Origin of the sequence: Variovorax cryoconiti (assembly GCF_051216395.1) — a bacterium.
Classification (GTDB): domain Bacteria; phylum Pseudomonadota; class Gammaproteobacteria; order Burkholderiales; family Burkholderiaceae_C; genus Variovorax.
Map to the genome: position 1 here is coordinate 1 of NZ_JBPJZI010000005.1, position 23,073 is coordinate 23,073.

25 protein-coding genes, 1 tRNA gene and 1 pseudogene are annotated in these 23,073 nt (G+C 66.1%); 23 read left to right on the forward strand and 4 right to left on the reverse strand.

Features of this window, described 5'->3' with window-relative positions:
* The 4 genes and pseudogenes from ACSFA2_RS13855 to ACSFA2_RS13870 form a co-directional block, all read left to right on the forward strand.
* Positions 1-313, forward strand: a pseudogene (locus ACSFA2_RS13855) (methyl-accepting chemotaxis protein); the annotation flags it as partial.
* A 19-nt stretch (positions 314-332) separates the two neighbouring features.
* Positions 333-1,565: an EAL domain-containing response regulator gene (locus tag ACSFA2_RS13860; RefSeq protein WP_435455896.1), complete on the forward strand. Its 1,233-nt coding sequence runs from the start codon at positions 333-335 to the stop codon at positions 1,563-1,565.
* On the forward strand, positions 1,562-2,365 hold the full coding sequence (locus tag ACSFA2_RS13865) for a CheR family methyltransferase (RefSeq protein ID WP_435455897.1): 804 nt from the start codon (positions 1,562-1,564) through the stop codon (positions 2,363-2,365). Before ACSFA2_RS13860 ends, ACSFA2_RS13865 begins: the two co-directional genes overlap by 4 nt.
* A gap of 25 nt (positions 2,366-2,390) precedes the next feature.
* Positions 2,391-3,458 (forward strand): protein-glutamate methylesterase/protein-glutamine glutaminase, encoded by a 1,068-nt coding sequence (locus ACSFA2_RS13870; RefSeq protein WP_435455898.1) that lies wholly within the window; start codon positions 2,391-2,393, stop codon positions 3,456-3,458.
* 12 nt (positions 3,459-3,470) lie between these two features.
* Here the strand turns inward: ACSFA2_RS13870 and ACSFA2_RS13875 are convergent, their stop codons facing one another.
* The 4 genes from ACSFA2_RS13875 to ACSFA2_RS13890 form a co-directional block, all read right to left on the reverse strand.
* Positions 3,471-4,076 carry a phospholipase D family nuclease gene (locus tag ACSFA2_RS13875; protein ID WP_435455899.1) on the reverse strand — a complete coding sequence of 202 codons (606 nt, stop codon included), beginning with the start codon at positions 4,074-4,076 and terminating at the stop codon, positions 3,471-3,473.
* Positions 4,077-4,138: 62 nt separating this feature from the next.
* The gene (locus ACSFA2_RS13880) at positions 4,139-4,855 is read right to left on the reverse strand and encodes an alpha/beta hydrolase (protein ID WP_435455900.1); all 717 of its coding nucleotides are present in this window, start codon (positions 4,853-4,855) and stop codon (positions 4,139-4,141) included.
* A gap of 218 nt (positions 4,856-5,073) precedes the next feature.
* Positions 5,074-5,448, reverse strand: coding sequence for an Hsp20/alpha crystallin family protein (locus ACSFA2_RS13885; protein WP_435455901.1), 375 nt, complete (start codon positions 5,446-5,448; stop codon positions 5,074-5,076).
* Positions 5,449-5,576: 128 nt separating this feature from the next.
* Positions 5,577-5,702, reverse strand: coding sequence for a hypothetical protein (locus ACSFA2_RS13890; protein ID WP_435455902.1), 126 nt, complete (start codon positions 5,700-5,702; stop codon positions 5,577-5,579).
* Here ACSFA2_RS13890 and ACSFA2_RS13895 point away from each other — a divergent pair.
* The 19 genes from ACSFA2_RS13895 (at position 5,701) to nuoK (ending at position 23,067) form a co-directional block, all read left to right on the forward strand.
* Positions 5,701-6,855 (forward strand): branched-chain amino acid ABC transporter substrate-binding protein, encoded by a 1,155-nt coding sequence (locus tag ACSFA2_RS13895; protein WP_435455903.1) that lies wholly within the window; start codon positions 5,701-5,703, stop codon positions 6,853-6,855. The two genes, ACSFA2_RS13890 and ACSFA2_RS13895, sit on opposite strands and share 2 nt — an antisense overlap.
* Before the next feature lie 21 nt (positions 6,856-6,876).
* Complete coding sequence (locus ACSFA2_RS13900) at positions 6,877-8,037, forward strand: pyridoxal phosphate-dependent aminotransferase (RefSeq protein ID WP_435455904.1); 1,161 nt, start codon at positions 6,877-6,879, stop codon at positions 8,035-8,037.
* Positions 8,038-8,282: 245 nt separating this feature from the next.
* On the forward strand, positions 8,283-8,549 hold the full coding sequence (gene rpsO, locus ACSFA2_RS13905) for a 30S ribosomal protein S15 (protein ID WP_435450976.1): 267 nt from the start codon (positions 8,283-8,285) through the stop codon (positions 8,547-8,549).
* 218 nt (positions 8,550-8,767) lie between these two features.
* Positions 8,768-11,080 (forward strand): polyribonucleotide nucleotidyltransferase, encoded by a 2,313-nt coding sequence (pnp, locus tag ACSFA2_RS13910; protein ID WP_435455905.1) that lies wholly within the window; start codon positions 8,768-8,770, stop codon positions 11,078-11,080.
* Between the two features lie 44 nt (positions 11,081-11,124).
* Positions 11,125-12,123: an NAD(P)H-quinone oxidoreductase gene (locus ACSFA2_RS13915; RefSeq protein WP_435455906.1), complete on the forward strand. Its 999-nt coding sequence runs from the start codon at positions 11,125-11,127 to the stop codon at positions 12,121-12,123.
* A 19-nt stretch (positions 12,124-12,142) separates the two neighbouring features.
* Complete coding sequence (gene tpiA, locus ACSFA2_RS13920; RefSeq protein WP_286645437.1) at positions 12,143-12,892, forward strand: triose-phosphate isomerase; 750 nt, start codon at positions 12,143-12,145, stop codon at positions 12,890-12,892.
* A gap of 34 nt (positions 12,893-12,926) precedes the next feature.
* Positions 12,927-13,352 (forward strand): preprotein translocase subunit SecG, encoded by a 426-nt coding sequence (gene secG, locus ACSFA2_RS13925; protein ID WP_435455907.1) that lies wholly within the window; start codon positions 12,927-12,929, stop codon positions 13,350-13,352.
* Positions 13,353-13,482: 130 nt separating this feature from the next.
* Positions 13,483-13,567: transfer RNA gene (locus tag ACSFA2_RS13930), tRNA-Leu, on the forward strand.
* Positions 13,568-13,635: 68 nt separating this feature from the next.
* Positions 13,636-13,995: an NADH-quinone oxidoreductase subunit A gene (locus ACSFA2_RS13935; protein WP_183026589.1), complete on the forward strand. Its 360-nt coding sequence runs from the start codon at positions 13,636-13,638 to the stop codon at positions 13,993-13,995.
* A 26-nt stretch (positions 13,996-14,021) separates the two neighbouring features.
* On the forward strand, positions 14,022-14,504 hold the full coding sequence (locus ACSFA2_RS13940; RefSeq protein WP_140839331.1) for a NuoB/complex I 20 kDa subunit family protein: 483 nt from the start codon (positions 14,022-14,024) through the stop codon (positions 14,502-14,504).
* Positions 14,505-14,515: 11 nt separating this feature from the next.
* Positions 14,516-15,124 carry an NADH-quinone oxidoreductase subunit C gene (locus tag ACSFA2_RS13945; RefSeq protein WP_435455908.1) on the forward strand — a complete coding sequence of 203 codons (609 nt, stop codon included), beginning with the start codon at positions 14,516-14,518 and terminating at the stop codon, positions 15,122-15,124.
* 2 nt (positions 15,125-15,126) lie between these two features.
* Positions 15,127-16,380: an NADH-quinone oxidoreductase subunit D gene (locus ACSFA2_RS13950; protein WP_435455909.1), complete on the forward strand. Its 1,254-nt coding sequence runs from the start codon at positions 15,127-15,129 to the stop codon at positions 16,378-16,380.
* Positions 16,377-16,907: an NADH-quinone oxidoreductase subunit NuoE family protein gene (locus ACSFA2_RS13955; RefSeq protein ID WP_435455910.1), complete on the forward strand. Its 531-nt coding sequence runs from the start codon at positions 16,377-16,379 to the stop codon at positions 16,905-16,907. The genes ACSFA2_RS13950 and ACSFA2_RS13955 overlap by 4 nt, the downstream gene beginning before the upstream one ends.
* On the forward strand, positions 16,904-18,244 hold the full coding sequence (nuoF, locus tag ACSFA2_RS13960; RefSeq protein WP_435455911.1) for an NADH-quinone oxidoreductase subunit NuoF: 1,341 nt from the start codon (positions 16,904-16,906) through the stop codon (positions 18,242-18,244). Before ACSFA2_RS13955 ends, nuoF begins: the two co-directional genes overlap by 4 nt.
* A 19-nt stretch (positions 18,245-18,263) precedes the next feature.
* Complete coding sequence (gene nuoG / locus ACSFA2_RS13965) at positions 18,264-20,456, forward strand: NADH-quinone oxidoreductase subunit NuoG (protein WP_435455912.1); 2,193 nt, start codon at positions 18,264-18,266, stop codon at positions 20,454-20,456.
* Positions 20,453-21,529: an NADH-quinone oxidoreductase subunit NuoH gene (gene nuoH / locus ACSFA2_RS13970; protein WP_435455913.1), complete on the forward strand. Its 1,077-nt coding sequence runs from the start codon at positions 20,453-20,455 to the stop codon at positions 21,527-21,529. The genes nuoG and nuoH overlap by 4 nt, the downstream gene beginning before the upstream one ends.
* Before the next feature lie 15 nt (positions 21,530-21,544).
* Positions 21,545-22,057, forward strand: a complete 513-nt coding sequence (gene nuoI, locus ACSFA2_RS13975) for an NADH-quinone oxidoreductase subunit NuoI (RefSeq protein WP_435455914.1) — start codon at positions 21,545-21,547, stop codon at positions 22,055-22,057.
* A gap of 27 nt (positions 22,058-22,084) precedes the next feature.
* Positions 22,085-22,762 carry an NADH-quinone oxidoreductase subunit J gene (locus ACSFA2_RS13980; protein WP_435455915.1) on the forward strand — a complete coding sequence of 226 codons (678 nt, stop codon included), beginning with the start codon at positions 22,085-22,087 and terminating at the stop codon, positions 22,760-22,762.
* Positions 22,759-23,067, forward strand: a complete 309-nt coding sequence (gene nuoK, locus ACSFA2_RS13985) for an NADH-quinone oxidoreductase subunit NuoK (protein ID WP_262074813.1) — start codon at positions 22,759-22,761, stop codon at positions 23,065-23,067. The genes ACSFA2_RS13980 and nuoK overlap by 4 nt, the downstream gene beginning before the upstream one ends.
* Positions 23,068-23,073: the final 6 nt, after the last annotated feature.

A 23,073-nucleotide genomic window follows, 5' to 3' on the forward strand; every position in this document is an offset into this window, starting at 1 on the left:
GTCGGGCGTGGGCCAGATCAACGCGGCGGTGAGCCAGCTGAGCCAGACGACGCAGCAGAACGCGACCAGCTCGGAGGAGCTGGCGGCGACGGCCGAGGAGATGAGCAGCCAGGCCGAACAGCTGCAGCGCACCATGAGCTTCTTCAAGCTGGCCGGTGTGGCGGCTGCGGCGTCGGTGCGAAAACCGGTCAAGAGCGCCGTGACCAAGGCGCCCAAGCCGATGGTGGCCGGCCGCAAGAGCGGCAACCCGAGGCTGGCGCTGGCGGGCGCCGACGCGGCGGAGGTGGACGAGAGCCACTTCGCGAGCTATTGAGTCGCCGACCATGCAAGCGATGGCGCCCGCTCTCCTGAAGCGATCGATCCTGGTCGTCGACGACAGCGCCGTGCAGCGTCAGCACGCTGTGGCGCTCTGCCGTGCGCTCGGCATCGCGGCGGTGCACGAAGCGGCCGATGGGCTGGAGGCACTGGCCGCGATCGAGGCGCTCGACGTGATGCCCGGCCTGCTCATCGTCGATCTCGAGATGCCCAGGATGGATGGCATCGAACTGATCGAGGAACTGCACCGGCGTGGCGTGCATGTGCCGATCGCGCTGGTGTCCTCCCGGGAACATCCCCTGATCGAATCGGTGCAGGCCCTGGGCCATTCGGTCGTGGCCGGTCTGCGCAAGCCGCTGACGCACGAGAACCTGGTGAATGCATTGAGCGCCGGGAGCTCGTTTCTCGCCACCATTCCTTCGCGAAGCCGCCTGCTGCGCCTGCCGATCACCGTGGCGATGTTGCGCCAGGCGATTGCCGAGCGCGCCATCGTCCCGCACTTCCAGCCCAAGGTCGATACGCAAAGCTGTGCGCTGCAGGGTGTCGAGGCGCTGGCGCGCTGGTCGCATCCCACGCTCGGCATGGTTCCGCCGGACGAGTTCATCCCGATCGCGGAGAGCACCGGCCTGATCCACGCGCTCACGCTGTCGATCATGGAACAGGCCTTCGCCCAGTGCGCGGCCTGGAACGAGCAGGGCCTCGTCCTGTCGGTGGCCATCAACCTGTCGCCGAGGCTGCTCGTGCATCCGGAGATCGTGATGCAGATCTGCGAGCTGCAGCGGCGCTACCGGCTGCGCGCCGAGCAGGTGATTCTGGAGGTCACCGAAAGCTCGGTGGTCGATGCCACGGGGTCTGCGCCCGGCGTGCTCGCGCGCCTTCGGCTCAAGGGCTTCGGGCTGTCGATCGACGACTATGGCACCGGCTTCTCGTCGCTGCAGCAGCTCACACGCATTCCCTTCACCGAACTGAAGATCGATCGGGCCTTCGTCTGCGGCGCGCACCGGCGCAAGAGCATCCGCACCATCCTCGAATCGGCCGTCGAGCTGGCGCACCGGCTGCAGCTCGCGACGGTGGCGGAGGGTGTCGATGCCGTCGACGACTGGCGGCTGCTGCAGTCCTTTCGCTGCACGCAGGGCCAGGGATGGCTGATCGCGCCAGCGATGACGGGGCCGGACCTGCAAGCCTGGGCGGCCACCTGTCAAGAACGCCTGGCGCCGTTGCAGGCGCCGGCACACCCCTCCTCGCCATGAACAGCCAGACCATCTCCGACCGTGACTTCGCCAACTTCCAGCGCTTCATCTTCGATGCTGCGGGCATCACCTTGTCGCCGTCCAAGAAGGCGCTGGTCTGCGGGCGCCTGGCCAAGCGGGTGAGCGCGCACGGCCTGGATGGCTACGCTGCCTATTTCGCCCTCCTCAAGAAGGGCGATGCGCCCGACGAAGTGCAGACCGCCGTCGACCTGCTCACGACCAACGAGACCTACTTCTTTCGCGAGCCCAAGCATTTCGAACTGCTGCGCGCCGCCGCGACGGCCCACACCGGCCCCGGGCCGTTCAGGGTGTGGAGCGCGGCGAGTTCGAGCGGCGAAGAGGCCTACAGCATCGCGATGGTGCTGGCCGATTGCCTGGGCGAGCGGCCCTTCGAGGTGCTCGGAACGGACATCAGCACCCGCGTGCTCGCGCGCGCTCGCGTGGGCCACTACCCCGAACAGCGCGTGCGGCAGATCCCGCAGAACTACCTCAAGAAGTACTGCCTCAAGGGCATGGGCGATCAGCAGGGCACCTTGCTGGTCGAGCGCTCGCTGCGCCAGAAGGTGCGCTTCGCGCATGCCAACCTCAACGAGCGGCTGCCTGACCTGGGGCTCTTTGACGTGGTGTTCCTGCGCAACGTGCTGATCTATTTCAACGGCGAGACCAAGCGGCAGGTGGTGGCACGCGTGCTGGCGCCGCTCAAGCGCGGCGGCTTCTTCTTCATCGGCCATTCGGAGAGTCTCAACGAGGTGAACACCGACGTCGTGCAGATGGCGCCCGCGGTCTACCGCAAACCCTGATGGCCACGCACGAAGGCGCTACCGAATGAAAGCGATCCAGGTTCTCGTGGTCGATGACTCGGCGGTCGTGCGCCAGGTGCTGACGGCCCTGATCGACGCCACCCCGGGCATGGAGGTCATGCACGCCGCAGCCGACCCGCTGCTTGCGATGGAGCGCATGCGGCGCCAGTGGCCGGACGTGATCGTGCTCGACGTCGAGATGCCGCGCATGGACGGCATCACCTTCCTGCGCAAGATCATGACGGAGCGCCCGACGCCGGTGGTGATCTGCTCCACGCTGACCGAGCAGGGCGCCAAGACCACGCTGGAGGCGCTGTCCGCCGGCGCCGTGGCGATCGTGACCAAGCCCAAGCTGGGGCTCAAGCAGTTCCTGACGGATGCGGCGGACGACCTGGTCACCACCGTGCGGGAGGCCGCCCGGGCCAACGTGCGGCGGCTGGCGCCGCGGCGCGAGGCCGCGCCCCTGCAACCGGTCGCCAAGCTCACGGCCGATGCGATCCTGCCGCCGGGTGCCGGCCGCGCCATGACACAGACCACCGAGCGCGTGGTCGCCATCGGCACGTCAACCGGCGGTACCCAGGCGCTCGAGGAGGTGCTGACGGCATTGCCGCGTGTGTGCCCGGGCATCGTGATCGTGCAGCACATGCCCGAGAAGTTCACCGCCGCTTTTGCCAGCCGCCTCGACAGCGTCTGCCGCATCGCCGTCAAGGAAGCCGAACACAACGACCGCGTGTTGCCCGGCCGCGCGCTGATCGCCCCGGGCGGCAAGCACATGGTGCTGCGGCGCAGCGGCGCGCAGTACCACGTGGACGTGGTGGACGGCCCGCTGGTGAACCGGCACCGGCCGTCGGTCGACGTGCTGTTCCGTTCGGTGGCCAAGTGCGCCGGCGCCAACGCGGTGGGCATCATCATGACCGGCATGGGCGACGACGGCGCGGCGGGCCTGCTCGAGATGCACAACGCCGGCGCGCGTACCGTGGCGCAGGACGAGGAAAGCTGCGTCGTGTTCGGCATGCCCAAGGAAGCGATCAAGCGCGGTGGCGTCGACAAGACGGTGACGCTGTCGGCGATCTGGCGCGAGATCGGCGCCTGAACCCAGGCACCGCTACGGCTTTTCCTCGGCGCTACCGTCGGCGTCGAACACCATGCCGGGCCGGTAGGTCGCCGATTCCTTCTGCAGCCGCTGGAACTCGGCCGCATAAGTGCCCGCGAGCTGGGGCCAGCGGCGGAACAGGTTGAAGTTCTCGGCGTTCTGCTGGGCCCCGGCGCGCGTGAAGTTCATCGAGCCGAAGCCGACCGTGTCCTGGTCGATGACCACGAACTTGTGGTGCATGACCGGGTAGCGCGCGTTGATCCACAGCGGCACGCCGTGGTTGTGGAAGTAGGTCGCGCTCGAATAGCGCAGGCTCACCTGCGAGCGGTCGAGCACGACGCGGACGTCGAGCCCGCGTTCACGCGCCTGGTGGATGGCTTTCGCGAGGACCGACGACGTGAAGTAGTAGCCCGCGATCCAGACACGCTGCCGCGCCTGCGCCATGGCCTGGGCGATGGCGCGATCGGTTTCGTCGTCGGGGGAGAAGAAGACCTGGACCTGGGCACCCGCGGAAGGTGCCGGCAGCGGGACCACGGTGGCGGTGGCCTGTGCGTGGGTGGCCGCAACGGCCAGGAGCGTCCAGGCGCAGGCGAGGGTGGTCCCCCGGAGTGGCTTCATGCGATCTTCCCTGAATGAGCGGCAGCGGGTGTGCCGGACCGCCCATTGTCGCGGCCGGTGCGTCAGGCCGCGACGGGCAGGGCGGCAGCAGGCTGCGTCTTCGGGGTCGTGGACGAAGGAAGCGGCAGCACGTCGAGCAGGCTGCGCCAGAGGCGCGACCATTGCGGCCAGTCGTGGCCGCCCTCGGTCGTGAACACGTGCCCGTCGGGCAGCACGTCGGCCAGCAGCTGGTGGTTCGCGGCGAAGCGGTCGGCCAGGCCGTAACCCAGGTACAGCGGCGGGAGTGCGCCGGCCGGGCGCGGGTCGGCGTACTGCTGCAGCCAGGGCCAGAGCTTGCGGTCGATCTCGTCGTCGGTCGGGGCTTCGGGCGCCTTCCAGGCGCGCAATCCACCGGCCTTCTGGATTTCGGCGCCGATCGGCCGGCGACCCAGGTAGGGTGCGAGGACGACGATGCCCTCGACCAGGCCGGGGCGGCTCAGTTCATGGGTGAGGGCACCGAAACCGCCGATCGAGATACCGACCAGCCAGATGGCGGCGTAGCCGGCGCTGCGCGCGGGGGCCAGCACGTCGTCGCTGAGCCGCTGGACGAAACTCTGGTCGTAGTAGTACGACACGTTCGCGTCGACCAGCATGACGTCGGCCGCCAGGTCCCGCTCGCGCACGGCGCTGACGAAACCCTCTCGTTCGAACTCCTCCGGCTTCAGAAAGGCACCTGGCAGGAACACCAGGAGCGTGTCCGAACGCTGGCCTGGCTTGGCGGTCTGCAGATGTGTGTCCAACGGGGAGCCCCTTCATGCCGAGGCCCCGCTGAACACGGGCTTTTCAGCGGAAGCGCGACCTCGAATTAAGAAAATAGTTTTGTAAAACAATCACTTGGCGTGATCTTTTACACACCTTTCAGATTGAAGCATAAAAAAAGCCGGCCACAAATGTGGCCGGCCGGCGTATTGAGGGAAAAGTGTAAGTAAAAGCGGCAAGGTGCCGCTTCCGCGCGCCCTCAGTTGATGGCGAGTTGCTGCACCTGGCTCACGGGCACGACCTTGCCCAGCTTGAGGGTCAGGACGCCGTTTTCGAGCCGCGCGTCGCTGGTGGCGACGTCGATGCTCTGCGGCAGTTCGTAGGCGGCCTTGAAGGGGCGCTTGGCGTCGGCCTTGGTTTCGATGCGGACGACAGGGCCTTCGATGCCGATGCTGAGGTCGTCACGCGACAGGCCAGGCACGTCCAGGCTGAGCGTCCAGGTCTTGTCGTCCTGCTCGACGTTCAGCGAACGCTGCGGGCCGCTGGGAAACGCATCGTTGACGAAGCGTTCGAAGCTGCGGTCGAAGGCGCGGGGGGCGAAGCGGGCGGTGCGGACGGCGGGTGCAAAGAACATGGTGAGACTCCAGAGGATGAACACGATGGGGACAAGAATGGTGTGTCCCGTACACTGCGCGGCCGTTCAACATGAGTGCCGCTTGCCACCTCATCTAGGCATGCGCGCACGCGTTTCAAGAGAATGAATCAGAGCTTTATTTGGCGCCGCCGGGCCTTGAAATTCGCGGCCTCGGCGCTATGCGTCGCGGCTGCCGCGCCGGCGGTGCAGGCCCAGTCCGCGGCTCCCATCCGCCTGGCGTTGATCGAAAGCATGAGCGGCCCCTTCGCGAACACCGGCGAGGCCGTGTTTCGCAACATCCTCTGGGCCGTGGAGCGCGTCAACGCCCGCGGCGGCGTCAAGCTGCCGGGCGGTGCCCGCCAGCTGCAGCTCGACCGCTACGACAGCAAGGGCCAGAACGAGGAGGCGCTGTCGGCACTGCGCGCCGCCATGGACGACGGTGCGCGCATCGTGCTGCAGGGCAACTCGTCGGCGACGGCGGCGGCGCTGGTCGATGCCATCGACAAGAACAATGAGCGCGACCCGTCGCGCCGGGTCATCTTCCTGAACTACTCCGCGGTCGACCCGGTGCTGACCAACGAGCGCTGCAGCTTCTGGCACTTCCGCTTCGACGCCCATGCCGACATGCGTGTGACGGCGCTGATGGACGTGGTGAAGGACGACGCGTCGCTCAAGCGTGTCTACCTGATCGGCCAGGACTACAGCTTCGGCCAGGCCGTGCTGCGCGAGTCGAAGCGGCAACTCGCGGCGCTGCGGCCCGACGTGCAGGTGGTGGGCGACGAACTGCATCCCATGGGCCGGGTGAAGGATTTCTCGCCCTATGCCATGAAGATCATCGCCAGCGGTGCGCAGGCCGTGATGACCGGCAACTGGGGCAACGACCTGACGCTGCTGGTCAAGGCGGCGCGCGAGGCCGGCTTCAACGGGAGCTTCTACACCTTCTATGGCAACGCGCTGGGCGCGCCCGCGGCCATCGGCGACGCCGGCATCGGCCGCGTGATCGCGGTGGCCGACTGGCTGCCGAACGTGCAGACGGCACCGTCCGAAGCTTTCTACCAGTCGTTTCGCGCGCGCTTCCCGAAGGCGTCCGAAGACTACGTGCACATGCGCATGCAGTTGCTGGTCGAGTCGCTGGCCCAGGCGATCGAGCGCGCCGGAAGCACCGACACCGTCGCGGTCGCGCGCGCCATGGAACGGGCCGACGTCACGCTGGCTGGCCAACGCGGCCGCATGCGCGCGGCGGACCACCAGTTTCAGCAACAACTGGTCGTGGGCATGATGGACAGGCAGGGGGCGCCGGGCGTGAAGTTCGACGTCGAAGGTTCGGGCTACGGCTTTCGCGTCGTGAAGACCGTGGCCGCCGAGCGTGCCGAGATGCCCACCACCTGCAAGATGCAACGCCCCTGAGCGGGCCCGGAGAACCCCACCATGCGCCAAGCCATCCTCGACCTCGAAGCCTCCAAGATCCGCGAAGTCGCCAATGCCGGCATCGGCCGCGACGACGTGCTCGCCTTCTGGTTCGGCGAGAGCGACGAAGTCACGCCCGAGGTCGTGCGCCGGGCCGCGATCGATTCGCTGCAGCGCGGCGAGACCTTCTACGCCCACAACCTGGGCCTGCCCGAGCTGCGCGAGGCGATCGCCGGCTACGCCAGCAGCCTGCACCCGCGGATCGATGCGTCGCGCATCGCCGTCACCTCCGGTGGTGTGAACGCGCTGATGCTGGCGGTGCAGGCGCTGGTCGATGCGGGCGACGAGGTCGTGGCCGTGACGCCGGTGTGGCCCAACCTGGTGGCCCAGCCGGCCATCATGGGTGCGACGGTGCGTGCCGTCGCGCTGAAGCCGGTCGACGGCGAATGGACGCTCGACCTCGATGCGCTGCGCGCCGCCATCACCCCGCGCACCAAGCTCTTGATCGTCAACGCGCCGAACAACCCGACCGGCTGGACGCTGACCGGCGACGAGCAGCGCGCCATCCTCGACCATTGCCGCCAGACCGGCACCTGGATCCTGGCCGACGAGGTCTACGAGCGCCTGTACTTCGAGCCGACGCCCAACGGCTGCGCGCCGAGCTTCCTGGACGTGGCCGCGCCGGACGACCGCCTGGTGGTGGCCCACAGCTTCTCCAAGAGCTTCCTGATGACCGGCTGGCGCCTCGGCTGGCTGGTGCTGCCGCCGGCGTTGATGGACGGAATGGGCAAGTTGATCGAATTCAACACCTCGTGTGCGAGCGTGTTCACCCAGCGCGCGGGCATCGCGGCCATCGAACACGGTGCGGACATCACGCCGCGCGTGGTCGCCCACCTGAAGGCCTGTCGCGACGTGCTGGTGCCGTTGCTGGCGGCCGTGCCCGGCGTGCAGGTGGCACCGGCCAAGGGCGGCATGTATGCCTTCTTCAAGCTCGACGGCTTCGACGATTCCCTCGCGGTCGCCAAGCGGCTGGTCACCGAAGCCGGCCTGGGCCTGGCGCCGGGCAACGCGTTTGCCCCGGAGGCGCAAGGCTGGCTGCGCTGGTGCTTCGCGTCGAAGGACCCGCAGCGGCTGGTCGAAGGCGTTCGCCGACTCCAAACCTGGCTCGCCGCTCAAAGATAAGCCGACTGGCGTGCCAATCCGATGAGCGGGCGCCGGCCGCAGGTCCGGCGCCTGTTCGTGAAACACCGCGGAACCGGCTTCGCCGGGCCGCTGGTGTTGCCCCCGGTAGGGGGTGCGGAGCGCTACACGCAGTGAGCGCGACCTGGGGGCGAGCTATAATCCTTGGCTAACCGCCGCAAGGCACACGGTGCGTGCAGTTCCAGCGCACACCGCAAGTCAAACTATTTGGAACGAAGGAAATCATCATGATCGCAGCCTCCATCAAGGCCGAAGTCGTCAAGGACAACGCCCGCGCCGCCAACGACACGGGCAGCCCCGAAGTGCAAGTCGCACTGCTGACCGCCCGTATCAATGAGCTCATGCCCCACTTCAAGACGCACGCCAAGGACCACCATGGTCGCCGCGGTCTGCTGCGCATGGTGAGCCGCCGCCGCAAGCTCCTGGACTACCTCAAGTCCAAGGATGCCGACCGTTACACCGCGCTGATCGCCAAGCTGGGCCTGCGCAAGTAATTCGAATCGCATGCAAAAAACGCCTGGGTTAGTCCGCTAGCTCAGGCGTTTTTTACTTCGCGAACAAGTTTTCGGAGCGACAGAACAGAGCGAAGCTGTGTCATTCCAGGGAGGTTCGAGCCGAGCTTCACTGGAATGGCATCGTGTTCTGCGAAGCGCTCCAACCCCTGCGGGTGCTGCCGATACGGTGGTTCGCCGCTCTCAAATCAGGAGCAAACATGAGCCTCTTCAACAAAGTCACCAAGTCCTTCCAGTGGGGCGACAAGACCGTCGTCCTGGAAACGGGCGAAATCGCCCGCCAGGCCAGCGGCGCAGTCAAGGTCGACATCGACGGCACCGTCGTGCTGGCCACCGTGGTCGCCTCCAAGTCGGCCAAGCCCGGCCAGGACTTCTTCCCGCTGACCGTCGACTACATCGAGAAGACCTATGCCGCGGGCAAGATCCCCGGCAGCTTCTTCAAGCGCGAAGCCAAGCCCAGCGAACATGAAACCCTGACCAGCCGCCTGATCGATCGCCCGATCCGCCCGCTGTTCCCCGAAGGCTTCCTGAACGAAGTGCATGTGGTCATCCACACGCTGTCGCTGAACCCCGAAGTCGATGCCGACATCGCCGCCATGATCGGCGTGTCCGCCGCACTGTCGATTTCCGGCATCCCGTTCAGCGGCCCGATCGGCGCCGCCCGCGTGGGCTACATCAACGGCCAGTACGTGCTGAATCCGGGCCAGACCGCCCGCAAGGATTCGCAGATGGACCTGATCGTCGCCGGCACCGAAGCGGCCGTGCTGATGGTCGAATCCGAAGCGCTGCAACTGTCGGAAGAAATCATGCTGGGTGGCGTGGTGTTCGGCCATGAGCAGGCGGCTGTCGCGATCAACGCGATCCACGAACTCGTCCGTGACGCCGGCAAGCCGGTGTGGGACTGGTCGGCACCGGCCGAGGACGAAGCTTTCGTCGCCAAGGTCAATGGCCTGGCCGAGGAAAAGCTGCGCGCGGTCTACCAGATCCGCAGCAAGCAAGCGCGCACGCAAGCCCTGCGCGAAGCCAATGCCGGCGTGATGGCCGCGCTGAAGGAAAGCGGCGAGCCTTTCGATTCGGGCAAGGTCAACGACCTGCTGTTCGCGATCGAATCGAAGATCGTGCGCAGCCAGATCCTCGAAGGCGAGCCGCGCATCGACGGCCGCGACACGCGCACCGTGCGCCCGATCGAGATCCGCAATTCCGTGCTCCCGCGCACCCACGGTTCGGCCCTGTTCACCCGCGGTGAAACGCAGGCGCTGGTCATCACCACGCTCGGCACCGAACGCGATGCGCAGCGCATCGACGCGCTGATGGGCGAGTACGAAGACCGCTTCCTGTTCCACTACAACATGCCTCCCTTCGCCACCGGCGAAGTCGGCCGCATGGGCTCGACCAAACGCCGCGAAATCGGCCACGGCCGCCTGGCCAAGCGCGCGCTCGTCGCCGTGCTGCCGTCGAAGGAAGAGTTCCCGTACACGGTTCGGGTGGTGTCGGAAATCACCGAGTCGAACGGTTCGTCGTCGATGGCGTCGGTCTGCGGCGGCTGCCTGTCGATGATGGACGCCGGCGTGCCGATGAAGGCCCACGTGGCCGGCATCGCCATGGGCCTGATCAAGGAAGGCAACCGCTTCGCGGTGCTGACCGACATCCTGGGCGACGAAGATCATCTGGGCGACATGGACTTCAAGGTGGCCGGCACGACCAACGGCATCACCGCGCTGCAGATGGACATCAAGATCCAGGGCATCACCAAGGAAATCATGCAGGTCGCCCTGGCCCAGGCCAAGGAAGCGCGCATGCACATCCTGGGCAAGATGCAGGAAGCCATGGGTGAAGCCAAGGCCGAGGTGTCGAACTTCGCGCCCCGCATGACCACGCTGAAGATCAACCCGGAGAAGATTCGCGACGTGATCGGCAAGGGCGGCGCGGTCATCCGCGGCCTGCAGGAAGAAACCGGCACGACGATCAACATCGACGAAGACGGCACCATCACGATCGCATCGGTCGACCCGGAAAAGGCCGAGCTGGCCAAGAAGCGCATCGAGCAGATCACGGCGGAAGTCGAAATCGGCAAGGTGTACGAAGGCCCGGTCACGAAGATCCTGGACTTCGGCGCGCTGATCAACCTCTTGCCCGGCAAGGACGGCCTGCTGCACATCAGCCAGATTGCGCACGAGCGCGTCGAGCGCGTGCAGGACTACCTGAGCGAAGGCCAGATCGTGAAGGTCAAGGTGCTCGAGACCGACGAAAAGGGTCGCGTCAAGCTGTCGATGAAGGCCCTGACCGAGCGTCCGGCCGGCATGGAGTTCCAGGAACGTGCACCGCGCGAAGACCGCGGCGACCGTCCGCCGCGCAACGATCGCGGCCCGCGTGAAGACCGTGGCGATCGCGCGCCTCGCGGTGACCGTCCGCCGCGCTTCGAAGAGCGCGGCAACGGTGGCGAGCAGGCACCCGAGCAGGGCGCCGCACAGCCGACGCCGGACGCCAACCGCGGCGGCGATCAGCAAGGCTGAGGAAGAAGAGGTCGGGCGGTGCGAGCCGCCCCCTCTTTCCCACCATGAAAGCCATTGAAATCACTTCGTTCGGCGCGCCGGACGTGCTGCGTGTCGTCGAGCGGCCGGACCCGGTGGCGGGCGAGGGCGAGCTGCTGATCCGCGTCGCGGCCAGCGGCGTGAACCGTCCGGACGTGCTGCAACGCACCGGCAACTACCCGGTGCCACCCGGCGCGTCCGACCTGCCAGGCCTCGAAGTGGCGGGCGAGATCGTCGCGGGCGATGCCAAGGCCCTGGCCGATGCCGGCCTGGCGATCGGCGACCGCGTCTGCGCGCTGGTGGCGGGTGGCGGCTATGCCGAACTCTGCGTCGCGCCCGTCGCGCAATGCCTGCCGGTGCCCAAGGGCTGGAGCGTCCTCGACGCCGCTTCGCTGCCCGAGACCTTCTTCACCGTCTGGAGCAACGTGTTCGAACGCGGCCGCCTCCAGAAGGGCGAGACGCTGCTGATCCAGGGCGGCTCGAGCGGCATCGGCGTGACCGCCATCCAGCTCGGCAAAGCCATGGGCGCGACGGTGGTCGTCACGGCCGGCAGCGACGACAAGTGCGAGGCCTGCCTGAAGCTGGGCGCCGACCACGCGATCAACTACAAGTCGAGCGATTTCGTCGCCGAGATCCAGCGCATCACGGACGGCAAGGGCGTCGACGTGGTGCTGGACATGGTGGCGGGCGCCTACGTTGCGCGCGAAATCGAATGCCTGGCCGAAGACGGCCGACTGGTGATCATCGCGGTGCAGGGCGGCATCAAGGCCGAAGTCAACGCCGGGCTGGTGCTGCGTCGCCGCCTGACCATCACGGGTTCGACCCTGCGGCCGCGCTCGATCGCCTTCAAGGGCGCCATCGCGCAGGCGCTGCGTGACACCGTGTGGCCGCTGCTGGAAAGCGGCGCGATCAAGCCGGTCGTGCACAGCACCTTTGCCGCCGTCGGCGATCCCAGCGGCGGGGCGCAGGCCCATGTCCTGATGGAATCGAACCAGCACATCGGCAAGATCGTGCTGCGCTGGTGAACAACGGAACAAGACGACGATGACCCCACGCAAGCTGATTGCCGGCAACTGGAAGATGAATGGCAGCCTGTCGGCCAACGACGCGCTGCTGAAGGCGCTGCTGCAGGGCGTCGGCACGCCGGGCTGCGATGTAGCGGTCTGCGTGCCGGCGCCTTACTTCGCGCAGGTGCAGTCGCTGGTGGCGGGCTCGCCTGTCGCGCTGGGTGCGCAGGACATCTCGGCACAGCCGCAGGGGGCCTTCACCGGCGAGCAGTCGGCAGCGATGCTCAAGGACTTCGGTGTGCGCTATGCCATCGTCGGCCATTCGGAGCGGCGCCAGTACCACGGCGAAACCGATGACGTCGTGGCGGCCAAGACGGCCGCCGCGCTCGCCAACGGCATCACGCCGATCGTCTGCGTGGGTGAAACGCTCGCAGAGCGCGAGGCCGGTCGCACGGAAGAGGTGGTGAAGCGCCAGCTTGCCGCGGTCATCCATGTCAACGGCCATTGCATCAGCGAGATCGTGGTGGCGTACGAGCCGGTCTGGGCCATCGGCACCGGCAAGACGGCCACGCCCGAACAAGCGCAGGGCGTGCACGCCGTACTGCGTGCACAACTGCACCACGCCGCCAGCGAACACGCCGCCGGCATTCGCATCCTCTACGGCGGCAGCATGAACGCGGCCAATGCCGCGGAACTGCTGGCCCAGCCCGACATCGACGGCGGCCTGATCGGTGGCGCGTCGCTCAAGGCACCCGACTTTCTACACATCATTGCGGCCGCACGCTGAGTCGCACGCGGCAGATCCTTAGGAGAAACAACGAATGAACATGGTCCTCAACATCCTCGTCGGCGTGCAGATGCTCACCGCGCTGGCAATGATCGGCCTCATCCTGGTGCAGCACGGCAAGGGCGCCGACATGGGCGCGGCCTTCGGCAGCGGCAGTGCCGGCAGCCTGTTCGGTGCCAGCGGCAGTGCGAACTTCCTGTCGCGCACCACGGCCGTTCTCGCCGCCGTGTTCTTTGTGTGCACCTTGCTGCTGGCCTACTTCAGCCATGCACGTCCTGCGTCGGGTGGCAACAGCCTGCTCGAGCGCGCGGCCATCGGTGCGCCGGCACCGGCCGCTTCGGGTGCTGCAACGCAGATTCCGGCCCCGGGCACGCCGGCTGCGCCGAGCGCCGGTGCGCCGGCGTCGGCGTCGGCACCTGCCGCACCCACTTCCGGCGCGGGGCAGATTCCGACCAAGTGAGCTGTGTGAATCTGTGTGCATTCATTGCAGCAGCGCACTGAAAACAGCTGTATTTCAGGGTAAACTCTAAAGCTGCGCCGGAAAGCCAAAACCCTTTGGGTTCCTCATGCCATCCGGGCAGCAAAAAACCGCGGTCGTGGTGAAATTGGTAGACACGCTATCTTGAGGGGGTAGTGGCGAAAGCTGTGCGAGTTCGAGTCTCGCCGACCGCACCAAATCTCACCGGCAGGTGGCAGCCATCGTGTTGCTTTCTGCTGGTGGCAAGCGGTGATAGAACCCCCTGATGAACCTCGATTCCTACCTCCCCGTCCTGTTGTTTATTCTGGTCGGCATCGGGGTCGGCATCGCACCCCAGGTTCTGGGCTACATCCTTGGTCCCAACCGTCCCGACGCGGCCAAAAATTCCCCCTACGAGTGCGGCTTCGAAGCGTTCGAGAACGCCCGCATGCAGTTCGATGTCCGCTACTACCTGGTGGCCATCCTTTTCATTCTGTTCGACCTGGAAATCGCTTTCCTCTTCCCGTGGGCCGTCGCGCTCAAGGAAGTGGGGGCTGCGGGCTTCTGGGCGGTCGTGATCTTCCTGGCGATCCTCGTCGTGGGCTTCGCCTACGAATGGAAAAAGGGTGCGCTTGACTGGGAATAGCCGGAACTCGGCAACAAGGTACAGCCATGGCCATTGAAGGCGTTTTCAAAGAAGGTTTCGTCACCACGTCCTACGACTCGGTGGTGAATTGGGCCAAGACCGGCTCGTTGTGGCCCATGACCTTCGGTCTGGCCTGCTGCGCGGTCGAAATGATGCATGCGGCCGCCGCGCGCTATGACATCGGGCGCTTCGGCGCCGAGGTGTTTCGCGCCAGCCCGCGCCAGTCCGATCTGATGATCGTGGCCGGCACGCTGTGCAACAAGATGGCGCCGGCGCTGCGCAAGGTGTACGACCAGATGGCCGAACCCCGCTGGGTGCTGTCGATGGGCTCGTGCGCCAATGGCGGCGGCTACTACCACTACAGCTACTCGGTCGTGCGCGGCTGCGACCGCATCGTGCCGGTCGACGTCTACGTGCCCGGCTGCCCGCCCACGGCGGAGGCCCTGATCTACGGGATCATCCAGCTGCAACAGAAGGTGCGCCGCACCAACACCATCGCCCGCGCCTGAACGGGACCGACATGACAGTCTTTGCGATCGATCCCGGTGCCCTGAAGGACACCATTGCCGCGGCCCTTGGCGACAAGGTCAAGAGCATCAACGTAGCGCTCGGCGAGGTGACGCTGGTGGTCAAGGCTGCCGACTACCTGGCCGCCATGCAGACCCTGCGCGACGCGCCGGGCTGCCAGTTCGAGCAGCTCGTCGACCTCTGCGGGGTCGACTATTCCGCCTACCGCGACACCGAGTGGGAAGGCCTGCGCTACTGCGCGGTATCGCACCTGCTGTCGGTGAGTCTGAACCAGCGCGTGCGCGTGAAGGTGTTCTGCGCCGACGACGACTTCCCCGTGCTGCCGTCGGTGATGCACCTGTGGGCGTCGGCCAACTGGTTCGAGCGCGAAGCCTTCGACCTGTTCGGCATCGTGTTCGAGGGCCATGAAGACCTGCGCCGCATCCTGACCGACTACGGCTTCATCGGCCACCCGTTCCGCAAGGACTTCCCGCTGTCGGGTCATGTCGAGATGCGCTACGACGAAGCGCTCAAGCGCGTGGTCTACCAGCCGGTGTCGATCGAACCCCGCGAAGTCACGCCGCGCGTGATCCGCGAAGAGAACTACGGCGGGCTCCACTGACCATGGCTGAAATCAAGAACTACACGCTGAACTTCGGTCCGCAGCATCCGGCCGCGCACGGCGTGCTGCGCCTGGTGCTCGAGCTCGACGGCGAAGTCGTCCAGCGCGCCGATCCGCACATCGGCCTCTTGCACCGCGCGACCGAAAAGCTCGCCGAACACAAGACCTACATCCAGTCGCTGCCCTACATGGACCGCCTCGACTATGTGTCGATGATGTCCAACGAGCACGCCTACTGCCTGGCCATCGAGAAGCTGATGGGCATCGAGGTGCCGATCCGCGCGCAGTACATCCGCGTGATGTTCGCCGAGATCACGCGCCTGCTGAACCACCTGATGTGGCTCGGTTCGCACGGCAACGACTGCGGCAGTTCGACCATCCTGATCTACGCCTTCCGCGAACGCGAAGACCTGTTCGACATCTACGAAGCCGTCTCGGGTGCGCGCATGCACGCGGCGTACTTCCGGCCGGGTGGCGTCTACCGCGACCTGCCGGACTCGATGCCGCAGTACAAGGTCAGCAAGATCAAGAACGCCAAGGCGCTCGAGCGCATGAACGAGAACCGTCAGGGTTCGATGCTCGACTTCATCGATGACTTCACGAAGCGGTTCGTCAAGCACATGGAGGAGTACCACACGCTCCTGACCGACAACCGCATCTGGAAGCAGCGCACCGTGGGCATCGGCGTGATGACGCCCGAGCGCGCGCTCAACCTCGGCCTGTCCGGCCCGATGCTGCGCGGTTCGGGCATCGCCTGGGACCTGCGCAAGAAGCAGCCGTACGACGTGTACGACCGCATGGACTTCGACATCCCGGTCGGCAAGACCGGCGACTGCTACGACCGCTACCTGGTCCGCATGGAAGAGATGGCGCAATCCAACCGCATCATCCAGCAGTGCGTCGAGTGGCTCCGCGTGAACCCCGGCCCGGTCATCACCGACAACCACAAGGTGGCAGCACCGGCCCGTGAGTCCATGAAGGGCAACATGGAAGAGCTGATCCATCACTTCAAGCTCTTCACCGAAGGCTTCCATGTGCCCGAAGGCGAGGCCTATGCCGCCGTCGAGCACCCCAAGGGCGAGTTCGGCATCTACCTGGTCAGCGACGGCGCCAACAAGCCGTATCGCCTGAAGATCCGCGCGCCCGGCTTCGTGCATCTGTCGGCGCTCGACGAGATGACGCGCGGCCACATGATCGCGGACACTGTCGCCGTGATCGGCACCCTGGACATCGTGTTCGGAGAAATCGATCGATGAGCAACCCCAGCACCCCCGCGGCTGCGAAGCCGCTCTCTGCCGCCGCACTGGAACGCTTCGCGCGTGAGGCGGCCAAGTACCCGGCCGAGCAGGCACAGTCCGCCGTGATGGCCTGCCTGTCGATCGTGCAGCAGGAACAAGGCTACGTGAGCCTCCAGAGCGAGAAGGTCGTCGCCGACTTCCTCGGCATGGCACCGATCGCGGTGCACGAGGTCACGACTTTCTACAACATGTACAACCAGCAGCCGACCGGCCGCTTCAAGCTCAACGTGTGCACGAACCTGCCGTGCCAGTTGCGCGACGGTGTCACGGCGCTGACGCACCTCGAGAAGAAGCTCGGTGTGACGATGGGCGGCACCACCGACGACGGCATGTTCACGCTGCAGCAGAGCGAATGCCTGGGCGCCTGCGCCGATTCGCCGGTGATGCTGGTCAACGACCGCACCATGTGCAGCTTCATGAGCAACGAAAAGCTCGACCAGCTCATCGACGGCCTGCGTGCCTCCTCGAAGGGAGACGCCGCATGACGCCCGAACAAGTCCTCTCGCAGTTCCAGGCCACCGGCGTCCAGACCTGCTTCCACGACCGCCATATCGGCGCGCAGATCTACGCGGACCTCGACGGCACCAACTGGCGCCTGGCCGACTACGAAGCGCGTGGCGGTTACCAGGCCCTGCGCAAGATCCTGAGCGAGGGCCTGACGCCCGATCAGGTGATCGCCGAAGTGAAGGCCTCCGGCCTGCGTGGCCGCGGCGGTGCGGGTTTCCCGACCGGCCTGAAGTGGAGCTTCATGCCCCGCCAGTTCCCGGGCCAGAAGTACCTCGTCTGCAATTCCGACGAAGGCGAGCCGGGCACCTGCAAGGACCGCGACATCCTGCAGTTCAACCCGCACATCGTGATCGAAGGCATGGCCATCGCGGCGTACGCGATGGGCATCAGCGTCGGCTACAACTACATTCACGGCGAGATCTTCCAGTCGTACGAACGCTTCGAGGAAGCGCTGGAAGAAGCGCGTGCGGCTGGTTACCTTGGCGACAAGATCATGGGCAGCACGTACAACTTCCAGTTGCACGCGGCCCACGGCTTCGGCGCGTACATCTGCGGCGAAGAAACGGCACTGCTCGAGTCGCTCGAAGGCAAGAAGGGCCAGCCGCGCTTCAAGCCGCCGTTCCCGGCGAGCTTCGGCCTGTACGGCAAGCCGACGACCATCAACAACACCGAGACCTTCGCGGCGGTGCCCTGGATCATCCGCAACGGCGGCCAGGCCTACCTCGAGTGCGGCAAGCCGAACAACGGCGGCACCAAGATCTACTCGGTGAGCGGTGACGTCGAACTGCCCGGCAATTACGAAGTGCCGATGGGCACGCCGTTCTCCAAGCTGCTCGAACTCGCCGGCGGCGTGCGCAAGGGTCGCACGCTCAAGGCGGTGATTCCGGGGGGCTCGTCGTCGCCGGTGCTGCCGGCCGACATCATGATGGCCTGCACCATGGACTACGACTCCATCGCCAAGGCCGGCTCGATGCTCGGCTCGGGCGCGGTCATCGTGATGGACGACAGCCGATCGATGGTCGAGTCGCTCAAGCGCCTGTCGTACTTCTACATGCACGAATCCTGTGGCCAGTGCACGCCGTGCCGCGAAGGCACGGGCTGGATGTGGCGCGTGGTCGACCGCATCCACACCGGCCACGGCAAGCCGAGCGACATGGACCTGTTGAACTCGGTCGCCGACAACATCCAGGGTCGCACGATCTGTGCGCTGGGCGACGCCGCGGCGATGCCCGTGCGCGCCATGATCAAGCATTTCCGCCACGAGTTCGAGGCGCTGATTCCGGGCTATGTGCCCAAGGCGCCGGCCAAGGCCTGAGCACGAAAACGCAACACATATGGTTGAAATCGAACTCGACGGCAAGAAGGTCGACATCGTCGAAGGCAGCATGATCATGCATGCCGCCGACAAGGCGGGCACGTACATCCCGCACTTCTGCTATCACAAGAAACTCAGCATCGCGGCCAACTGCCGCATGTGCCTGGTCGACGTGGAGAAGGCGCCCAAGCCGATGCCGGCCTGCGCCACGCCCGTGACCCAGGGCATGATCGTCCGCACCAAGAGCGAGAAGGCCATCAAGGCCCAGCAGTCGGTGATGGAGTTCCTGCTCATCAATCACCCGCTCGACTGCCCGATCTGCGACCAGGGCGGCGAATGCCAGCTGCAGGATCTGGCCGTGGGCTACGGCGGCTCTTCCTCGCGCTACGAGGAAGAAAAGCGCGTGGTGTTCCACAAGGACGTCGGCCCGCTCATCAGCATGGAAGAGATGAGCCGCTGCATCCATTGCACGCGTTGCGTCCGCTTCGGCCAGGAAGTGGCCGGCGTGATGGAGCTCGGCATGATCCACCGCGGCGAGCACTCCGAGATCACGACCGTGATGGGCGAGACCGTCGACTCCGAACTGTCGGGCAACATGATCGACATCTGCCCGGTCGGCGCGCTCACCAGCAAGCCTTTCCGCTACAGCGCCCGTACCTGGGAGCTGTCGCGCCGCAAGTCGGTCAGCCCGCACGACTCGACCGGCGCCAACCTGATCGTCCAGGTCAAGAACCACCAGGTGATGCGTGTCGTTCCGCTGGAGAACGAAGACGTCAACGAATGCTGGATCGCCGACCGCGACCGCTTCTCGTACGAATCGCTCAACAGCGACGAGCGCCTGACGCAGCCCATGCTGAAGCAGGGCGGCCAGTGGCAGGCCGTCGACTGGCAGACCGCCCTCGAATACGTCGCCAATGGCCTGCGGCAGATCAAGACCGACCATGGCGCAGCTGCCATCGGCGCGTTGGTCAGCCCGCACAGCACCGTTGAAGAACTGGCCCTGGCCGGCGCACTGGTGCGCGGCCTGGGCAGCGAGAACGTCGACCACCGCTTGCGCGCCGCCGACTTCACGTCGGCCGGTGGCATCCGCTGGCTCGGCACCTCGATCGCGTCGCTGTCGAACCTGCAGCGCGTGCTGGTCGTGGGTTCGAACCTGCGCAAGGACCATCCGCTGTTCGCGCAGCGCATCCGCCAGGCGGCCCGCAAGGGCGCGGCCGTGAGTGTGATCGCTTCGTCGAACGAACTGGCCTCGCGCGACGCGTGGGCCATGTCCTTGGCCAGCGTCACGACCGTGGCTGCCAGCGGCTGGGCACAGGCCCTGGCCGACGTGGCGACGGCCATCGGAGCAGAGAAGGGCGTTTCGGCGCCTGTCCAAGGCAGCGCCAGCGACGAAGCCAAGGCCTTCGCGCAATCGCTGCTGGGCGGTGAACGCAAGGCCATTCTGCTCGGCAATGCCGCTGCCCACCATGTCGACGCGTCGCGTCTGCTGGCGCTCGCGCAGTGGATCGGTGAACAGACCGGTGCCAGCGTCGGCTACCTCACCGAAGCGGCCAACACGGTCGGCGCCCAATGGGCGAACGCCGTGCCGGGCGCCAACGGTCTGAACGCCGGCCAGATGCTGTCGGGCGGCCTGAAGGCCGTGCTGCTGCTCAACAACGAACCCGAATTCGATTCGGCGGCCGGCGCCCGTGCCGCGGCCGGCCTCGAGCATGCCCAGATGGTCGTGACCCTGAGCCCCTTCAAGGCGAACCTCGCCATCAGCGACGTGCTGCTGCCGATCGCGCCGTTCAGCGAAACGCCGGGCACCTTCGTCAATGCCGAAGGCCGCATCCAGAGCTTCCACGCCGTGGTCAAGCCGCGCGGCGAGGCCCGCCCGGCCTGGAAGGTGCTGCGCGTGCTGGGCAACATGCTCGGCCTGCCGAACTTTGATTTCGAGACCGCGCAGGACGTGCTGGCCTCGGTGCGCGGGGCCGATGCTGGCGCCACGCACATCGCCGCCGACCGGCTGTCGAACGCGGCGCCTGCCGGCGTCGACCTGTCGAAGGCGGCGGTCGATGCTGCGGCGCCGGTCACGGCGTCGATCTATCAGCTGGACGGCCTCGTGCGCCGCGCCACCTCGCTGCAGCTCACCGCCGACGCGCGCGGTGCCGCGCATGCGGCGCTGGGGGTGTGGCCTGGCCAGCACCCGGTGATCGACGAGGTGACGGCATGATCGATTCCATCTACGGTTTCGGCCAGGGTCTCATCGGCGCGCATTGGTGGACTGCCGGTGGCTGGCCGGTGCTCTGGGCACTGATCAAGATCATCTGCGTGCTGCTGCCGCTGCTCGGCGCCGTGGCCTATGCGACGCTCTGGGAGCGCAAGTTCCTGGGCTGGATCCAGGTCCGCCATGGCCCCAACCGCGTCGGCCCCTTCGGCTTGCTGCAGCCCATCGCCGACGCGGTCAAGTTGCTCACGAAGGAAATGATCAACCCGACGGCGGCAAGCCCGGGCCTGTTCCGACTCGGCCCGATCATGGCCATCATGCCGGCGCTGGCCGCCTGGGTGGCGATTCCCTTCGGGCCCGAAGCGATCCTTGCGAACGTCAATGCGGGCCTGCTGCTGATCATGGCGATCACCTCGATCGAGGTGTACGGCGTGATCATCGCCGGCTGGGCCTCGAATTCGAAGTACGCCTTCCTGGGTGCGCTGCGCGCGTCGGCCCAGATGGTGAGCTACGAAATCGCCATGGGCTTCTGCCTGGTCGTCGTCATCATGGTGACGGGCAGCTTGCACCTGGGCGACGTGGTGGCTTCGCAGGGCAAGGGCATGGGCGTCAACATGGGCCTGGGCTTCCTGTCCTGGAACTGGCTGCCGCTGCTGCCGATCTTCGTGGTCTACGTGATCTCCGGCGTGGCCGAGACCAACCGCCACCCCTTCGACGTGGTCGAAGGCGAAGCGGAAATCGTGGCCGGCCACATGGTCGAGTACTCGGGCATGGGCTTCGCGATCTTCTTCCTGGCCGAGTACGCCAGCATGTGGCTCGTGTCGATCCTGGCTGCGCTGATGTTCCTGGGCGGCTGGCTGTCGCCGATCGGCTTCCTCGATTTCATCCCGGGCTGGATCTGGCTGGGCCTGAAGACCTTCTTCGTGCTCACGCTCTTCATCTGGATCCGCGGCACCTTCCCGCGCTTCCGTTATGACCAGATCATGCGTCTGGGCTGGAAGATCTTCATTCCGGTCACCCTTGTGTGGCTGCTGGTGGTCGGGGGCTGGATGCAGACGCCCTGGAACATCTGGAACTAAGCGGAGAACCCCACGATGTCTTCAGCTGTTGCTGCTTCCACCTTCTCGGTCAAGGACTTCCTCAAGAGCTTCATGCTCACGGAACTCCTCAAGGGCATGGTCCTGACGGGACGCTACGCGTTCCGCCGCAAGATCACGGTCCAGTTCCCCGAGGAGAAGACCCCGCTGTCGCCGCGCTTTCGCGGGCTGCACGCGCTGCGTCGTTATGAAAACGGCGAAGAGCGCTGCATCGCCTGCAAGCTGTGCGAGGCCGTGTGCCCCGCGGTGGCGATCACCATCGAATCGGAAGTGCGTGACGACGGCTCGCGCCGCACCACGCGCTACGACATCGACCTGACCAAGTGCATCTTCTGCGGCTTCTGCGAAGAGAGCTGCCCGGTCGACTCGATCGTCGAGACGCACATCCTCGAGTACCACGGCGAAAAGCGGGGCGACCTGTACTTCACCAAGGAAATGCTCCTGGCCGTGGGTGACCGCTACGAACCCGAGATCGCGGCCGCCAAGGCCGCCGACGCGAAATACCGTTAACGGCAGACGCCCGCAAAGAAAAATTCCATGGACGTCAAGACTGGCTTCTTCTATCTGTTCTCGCTGGTGCTGCTGTTCGCGGCCTTCCGAGTCATCACCGCGCGCAATCCCGTGCACGCCGTGCTCTACCTGATGCTCGCGTTCTCGCAGGCGTCGGCCGTGTGGCTGCTGCTGCAGGCCGAGTTCCTGGCCATCGTGCTGGTGCTGGTCTACCTGGGCGCCGTGATGGTGCTCTTCCTGTTCGTCGTGATGATGCTCGACCTGAACATGGACAGCCTGCGACAGGGCTTCTGGAAACACTTCCCGCTGGCCGCGCTGGTCGGCGTGGTGATTGCGCTCGAGATGGCCTACGTGCTGATGGGCGGCTTCCGCGAGATGCCGGCTGCCGCGCAGGCGGCCATGACGCAGGGCGGTTCCAACACCAAGGCGCTGGGCATCCTGCTGTACACGGAATACCTGTACCCGGTGCAGATCGCCGCGGTGATCCTGGTGGTGGCCATGATCGCGGCCATCGCGCTCACGCTGCGCGAGCGCAAGGACACCAAGTTCATCGACGTGAGCGACCAGATCCACGTGAAGGCACGCGACCGCATGCACCTCGTGAAGCTCGACGTCACGCGTGCGGCACCGCCGCCTCCGCCGGCCGAGCCTGCACCCGCCGCCGCGCCTGCCGCACCCGCCGCCGCACCGGAGAAGAAGGCATGACACTGACCCTCTCACATTACCTGTCGCTCGGCGCGATGCTGTTCGCGATGTCGGTCATCGGCATCTTCCTGAACCGCAAGAACCTGATCGTGCTGCTCATGTGCATCGAACTGATGCTGCTGGCGGTCAACATGAATTTCGTGGCGTTCTCGCACTACCTGGGCGACATGCACGGCCAGATCTTCGTGTTCTTCATCCTGACGGTGGCCGCGGCCGAGTCGGCCATCGGCCTGGCGCTGCTGGTGCTGCTGTTCCGAAACAAGTCGAGCATCAATGTCGACGAGCTCAACACGCTCAAGGGATAAGGCTTT

Bases quoted from the DNA above. Each gene is read 5' to 3' on its own strand.
- ACSFA2_RS13950 (WP_435455909.1), top strand. From the start codon at position 15,127: ATGGCTGAAATCAAGAACTACACGCTGAACTTCGGTCCGCAGCATCCG.
- nuoI (WP_435455914.1), top strand. From the start codon at position 21,545: ATGTCTTCAGCTGTTGCTGCTTCCACCTTCTCGGTCAAGGACTTCCTC.
- ACSFA2_RS13940 (WP_140839331.1), top strand. From the start codon at position 14,022: ATGGCCATTGAAGGCGTTTTCAAAGAAGGTTTCGTCACCACGTCCTAC.
- ACSFA2_RS13915 (WP_435455906.1), top strand. From the start codon at position 11,125: ATGAAAGCCATTGAAATCACTTCGTTCGGCGCGCCGGACGTGCTGCGT.
- ACSFA2_RS13980 (WP_435455915.1), top strand. From the start codon at position 22,085: ATGGACGTCAAGACTGGCTTCTTCTATCTGTTCTCGCTGGTGCTGCTG.
- ACSFA2_RS13885 (WP_435455901.1), bottom strand. From the start codon at position 5,448: ATGTTCTTTGCACCCGCCGTCCGCACCGCCCGCTTCGCCCCCCGCGCC.
- ACSFA2_RS13945 (WP_435455908.1), top strand. From the start codon at position 14,516: ATGACAGTCTTTGCGATCGATCCCGGTGCCCTGAAGGACACCATTGCC.
- ACSFA2_RS13875 (WP_435455899.1), bottom strand. From the start codon at position 4,076: ATGAAGCCACTCCGGGGGACCACCCTCGCCTGCGCCTGGACGCTCCTG.
- nuoF (WP_435455911.1), top strand. From the start codon at position 16,904: ATGACGCCCGAACAAGTCCTCTCGCAGTTCCAGGCCACCGGCGTCCAG.
- tpiA (WP_286645437.1), top strand. From the start codon at position 12,143: ATGACCCCACGCAAGCTGATTGCCGGCAACTGGAAGATGAATGGCAGC.
- ACSFA2_RS13935 (WP_183026589.1), top strand. From the start codon at position 13,636: ATGAACCTCGATTCCTACCTCCCCGTCCTGTTGTTTATTCTGGTCGGC.
- nuoH (WP_435455913.1), top strand. From the start codon at position 20,453: ATGATCGATTCCATCTACGGTTTCGGCCAGGGTCTCATCGGCGCGCAT.
- pnp (WP_435455905.1), top strand. From the start codon at position 8,768: ATGAGCCTCTTCAACAAAGTCACCAAGTCCTTCCAGTGGGGCGACAAG.
- nuoG (WP_435455912.1), top strand. From the start codon at position 18,264: ATGGTTGAAATCGAACTCGACGGCAAGAAGGTCGACATCGTCGAAGGC.
- ACSFA2_RS13900 (WP_435455904.1), top strand. From the start codon at position 6,877: ATGCGCCAAGCCATCCTCGACCTCGAAGCCTCCAAGATCCGCGAAGTC.
- ACSFA2_RS13865 (WP_435455897.1), top strand. From the start codon at position 1,562: ATGAACAGCCAGACCATCTCCGACCGTGACTTCGCCAACTTCCAGCGC.
- ACSFA2_RS13895 (WP_435455903.1), top strand. From the start codon at position 5,701: ATGAGCGGCCCCTTCGCGAACACCGGCGAGGCCGTGTTTCGCAACATC.
- nuoK (WP_262074813.1), top strand. From the start codon at position 22,759: ATGACACTGACCCTCTCACATTACCTGTCGCTCGGCGCGATGCTGTTC.
- rpsO (WP_435450976.1), top strand. From the start codon at position 8,283: ATGATCGCAGCCTCCATCAAGGCCGAAGTCGTCAAGGACAACGCCCGC.
- ACSFA2_RS13870 (WP_435455898.1), top strand. From the start codon at position 2,391: ATGAAAGCGATCCAGGTTCTCGTGGTCGATGACTCGGCGGTCGTGCGC.
- ACSFA2_RS13955 (WP_435455910.1), top strand. From the start codon at position 16,377: ATGAGCAACCCCAGCACCCCCGCGGCTGCGAAGCCGCTCTCTGCCGCC.
- ACSFA2_RS13890 (WP_435455902.1), bottom strand. From the start codon at position 5,702: ATGCTTTCGATCAACGCCAGGCGGATGGGAGCCGCGGACTGGGCCTGC.
- ACSFA2_RS13860 (WP_435455896.1), top strand. From the start codon at position 333: ATGGCGCCCGCTCTCCTGAAGCGATCGATCCTGGTCGTCGACGACAGC.
- secG (WP_435455907.1), top strand. From the start codon at position 12,927: ATGAACATGGTCCTCAACATCCTCGTCGGCGTGCAGATGCTCACCGCG.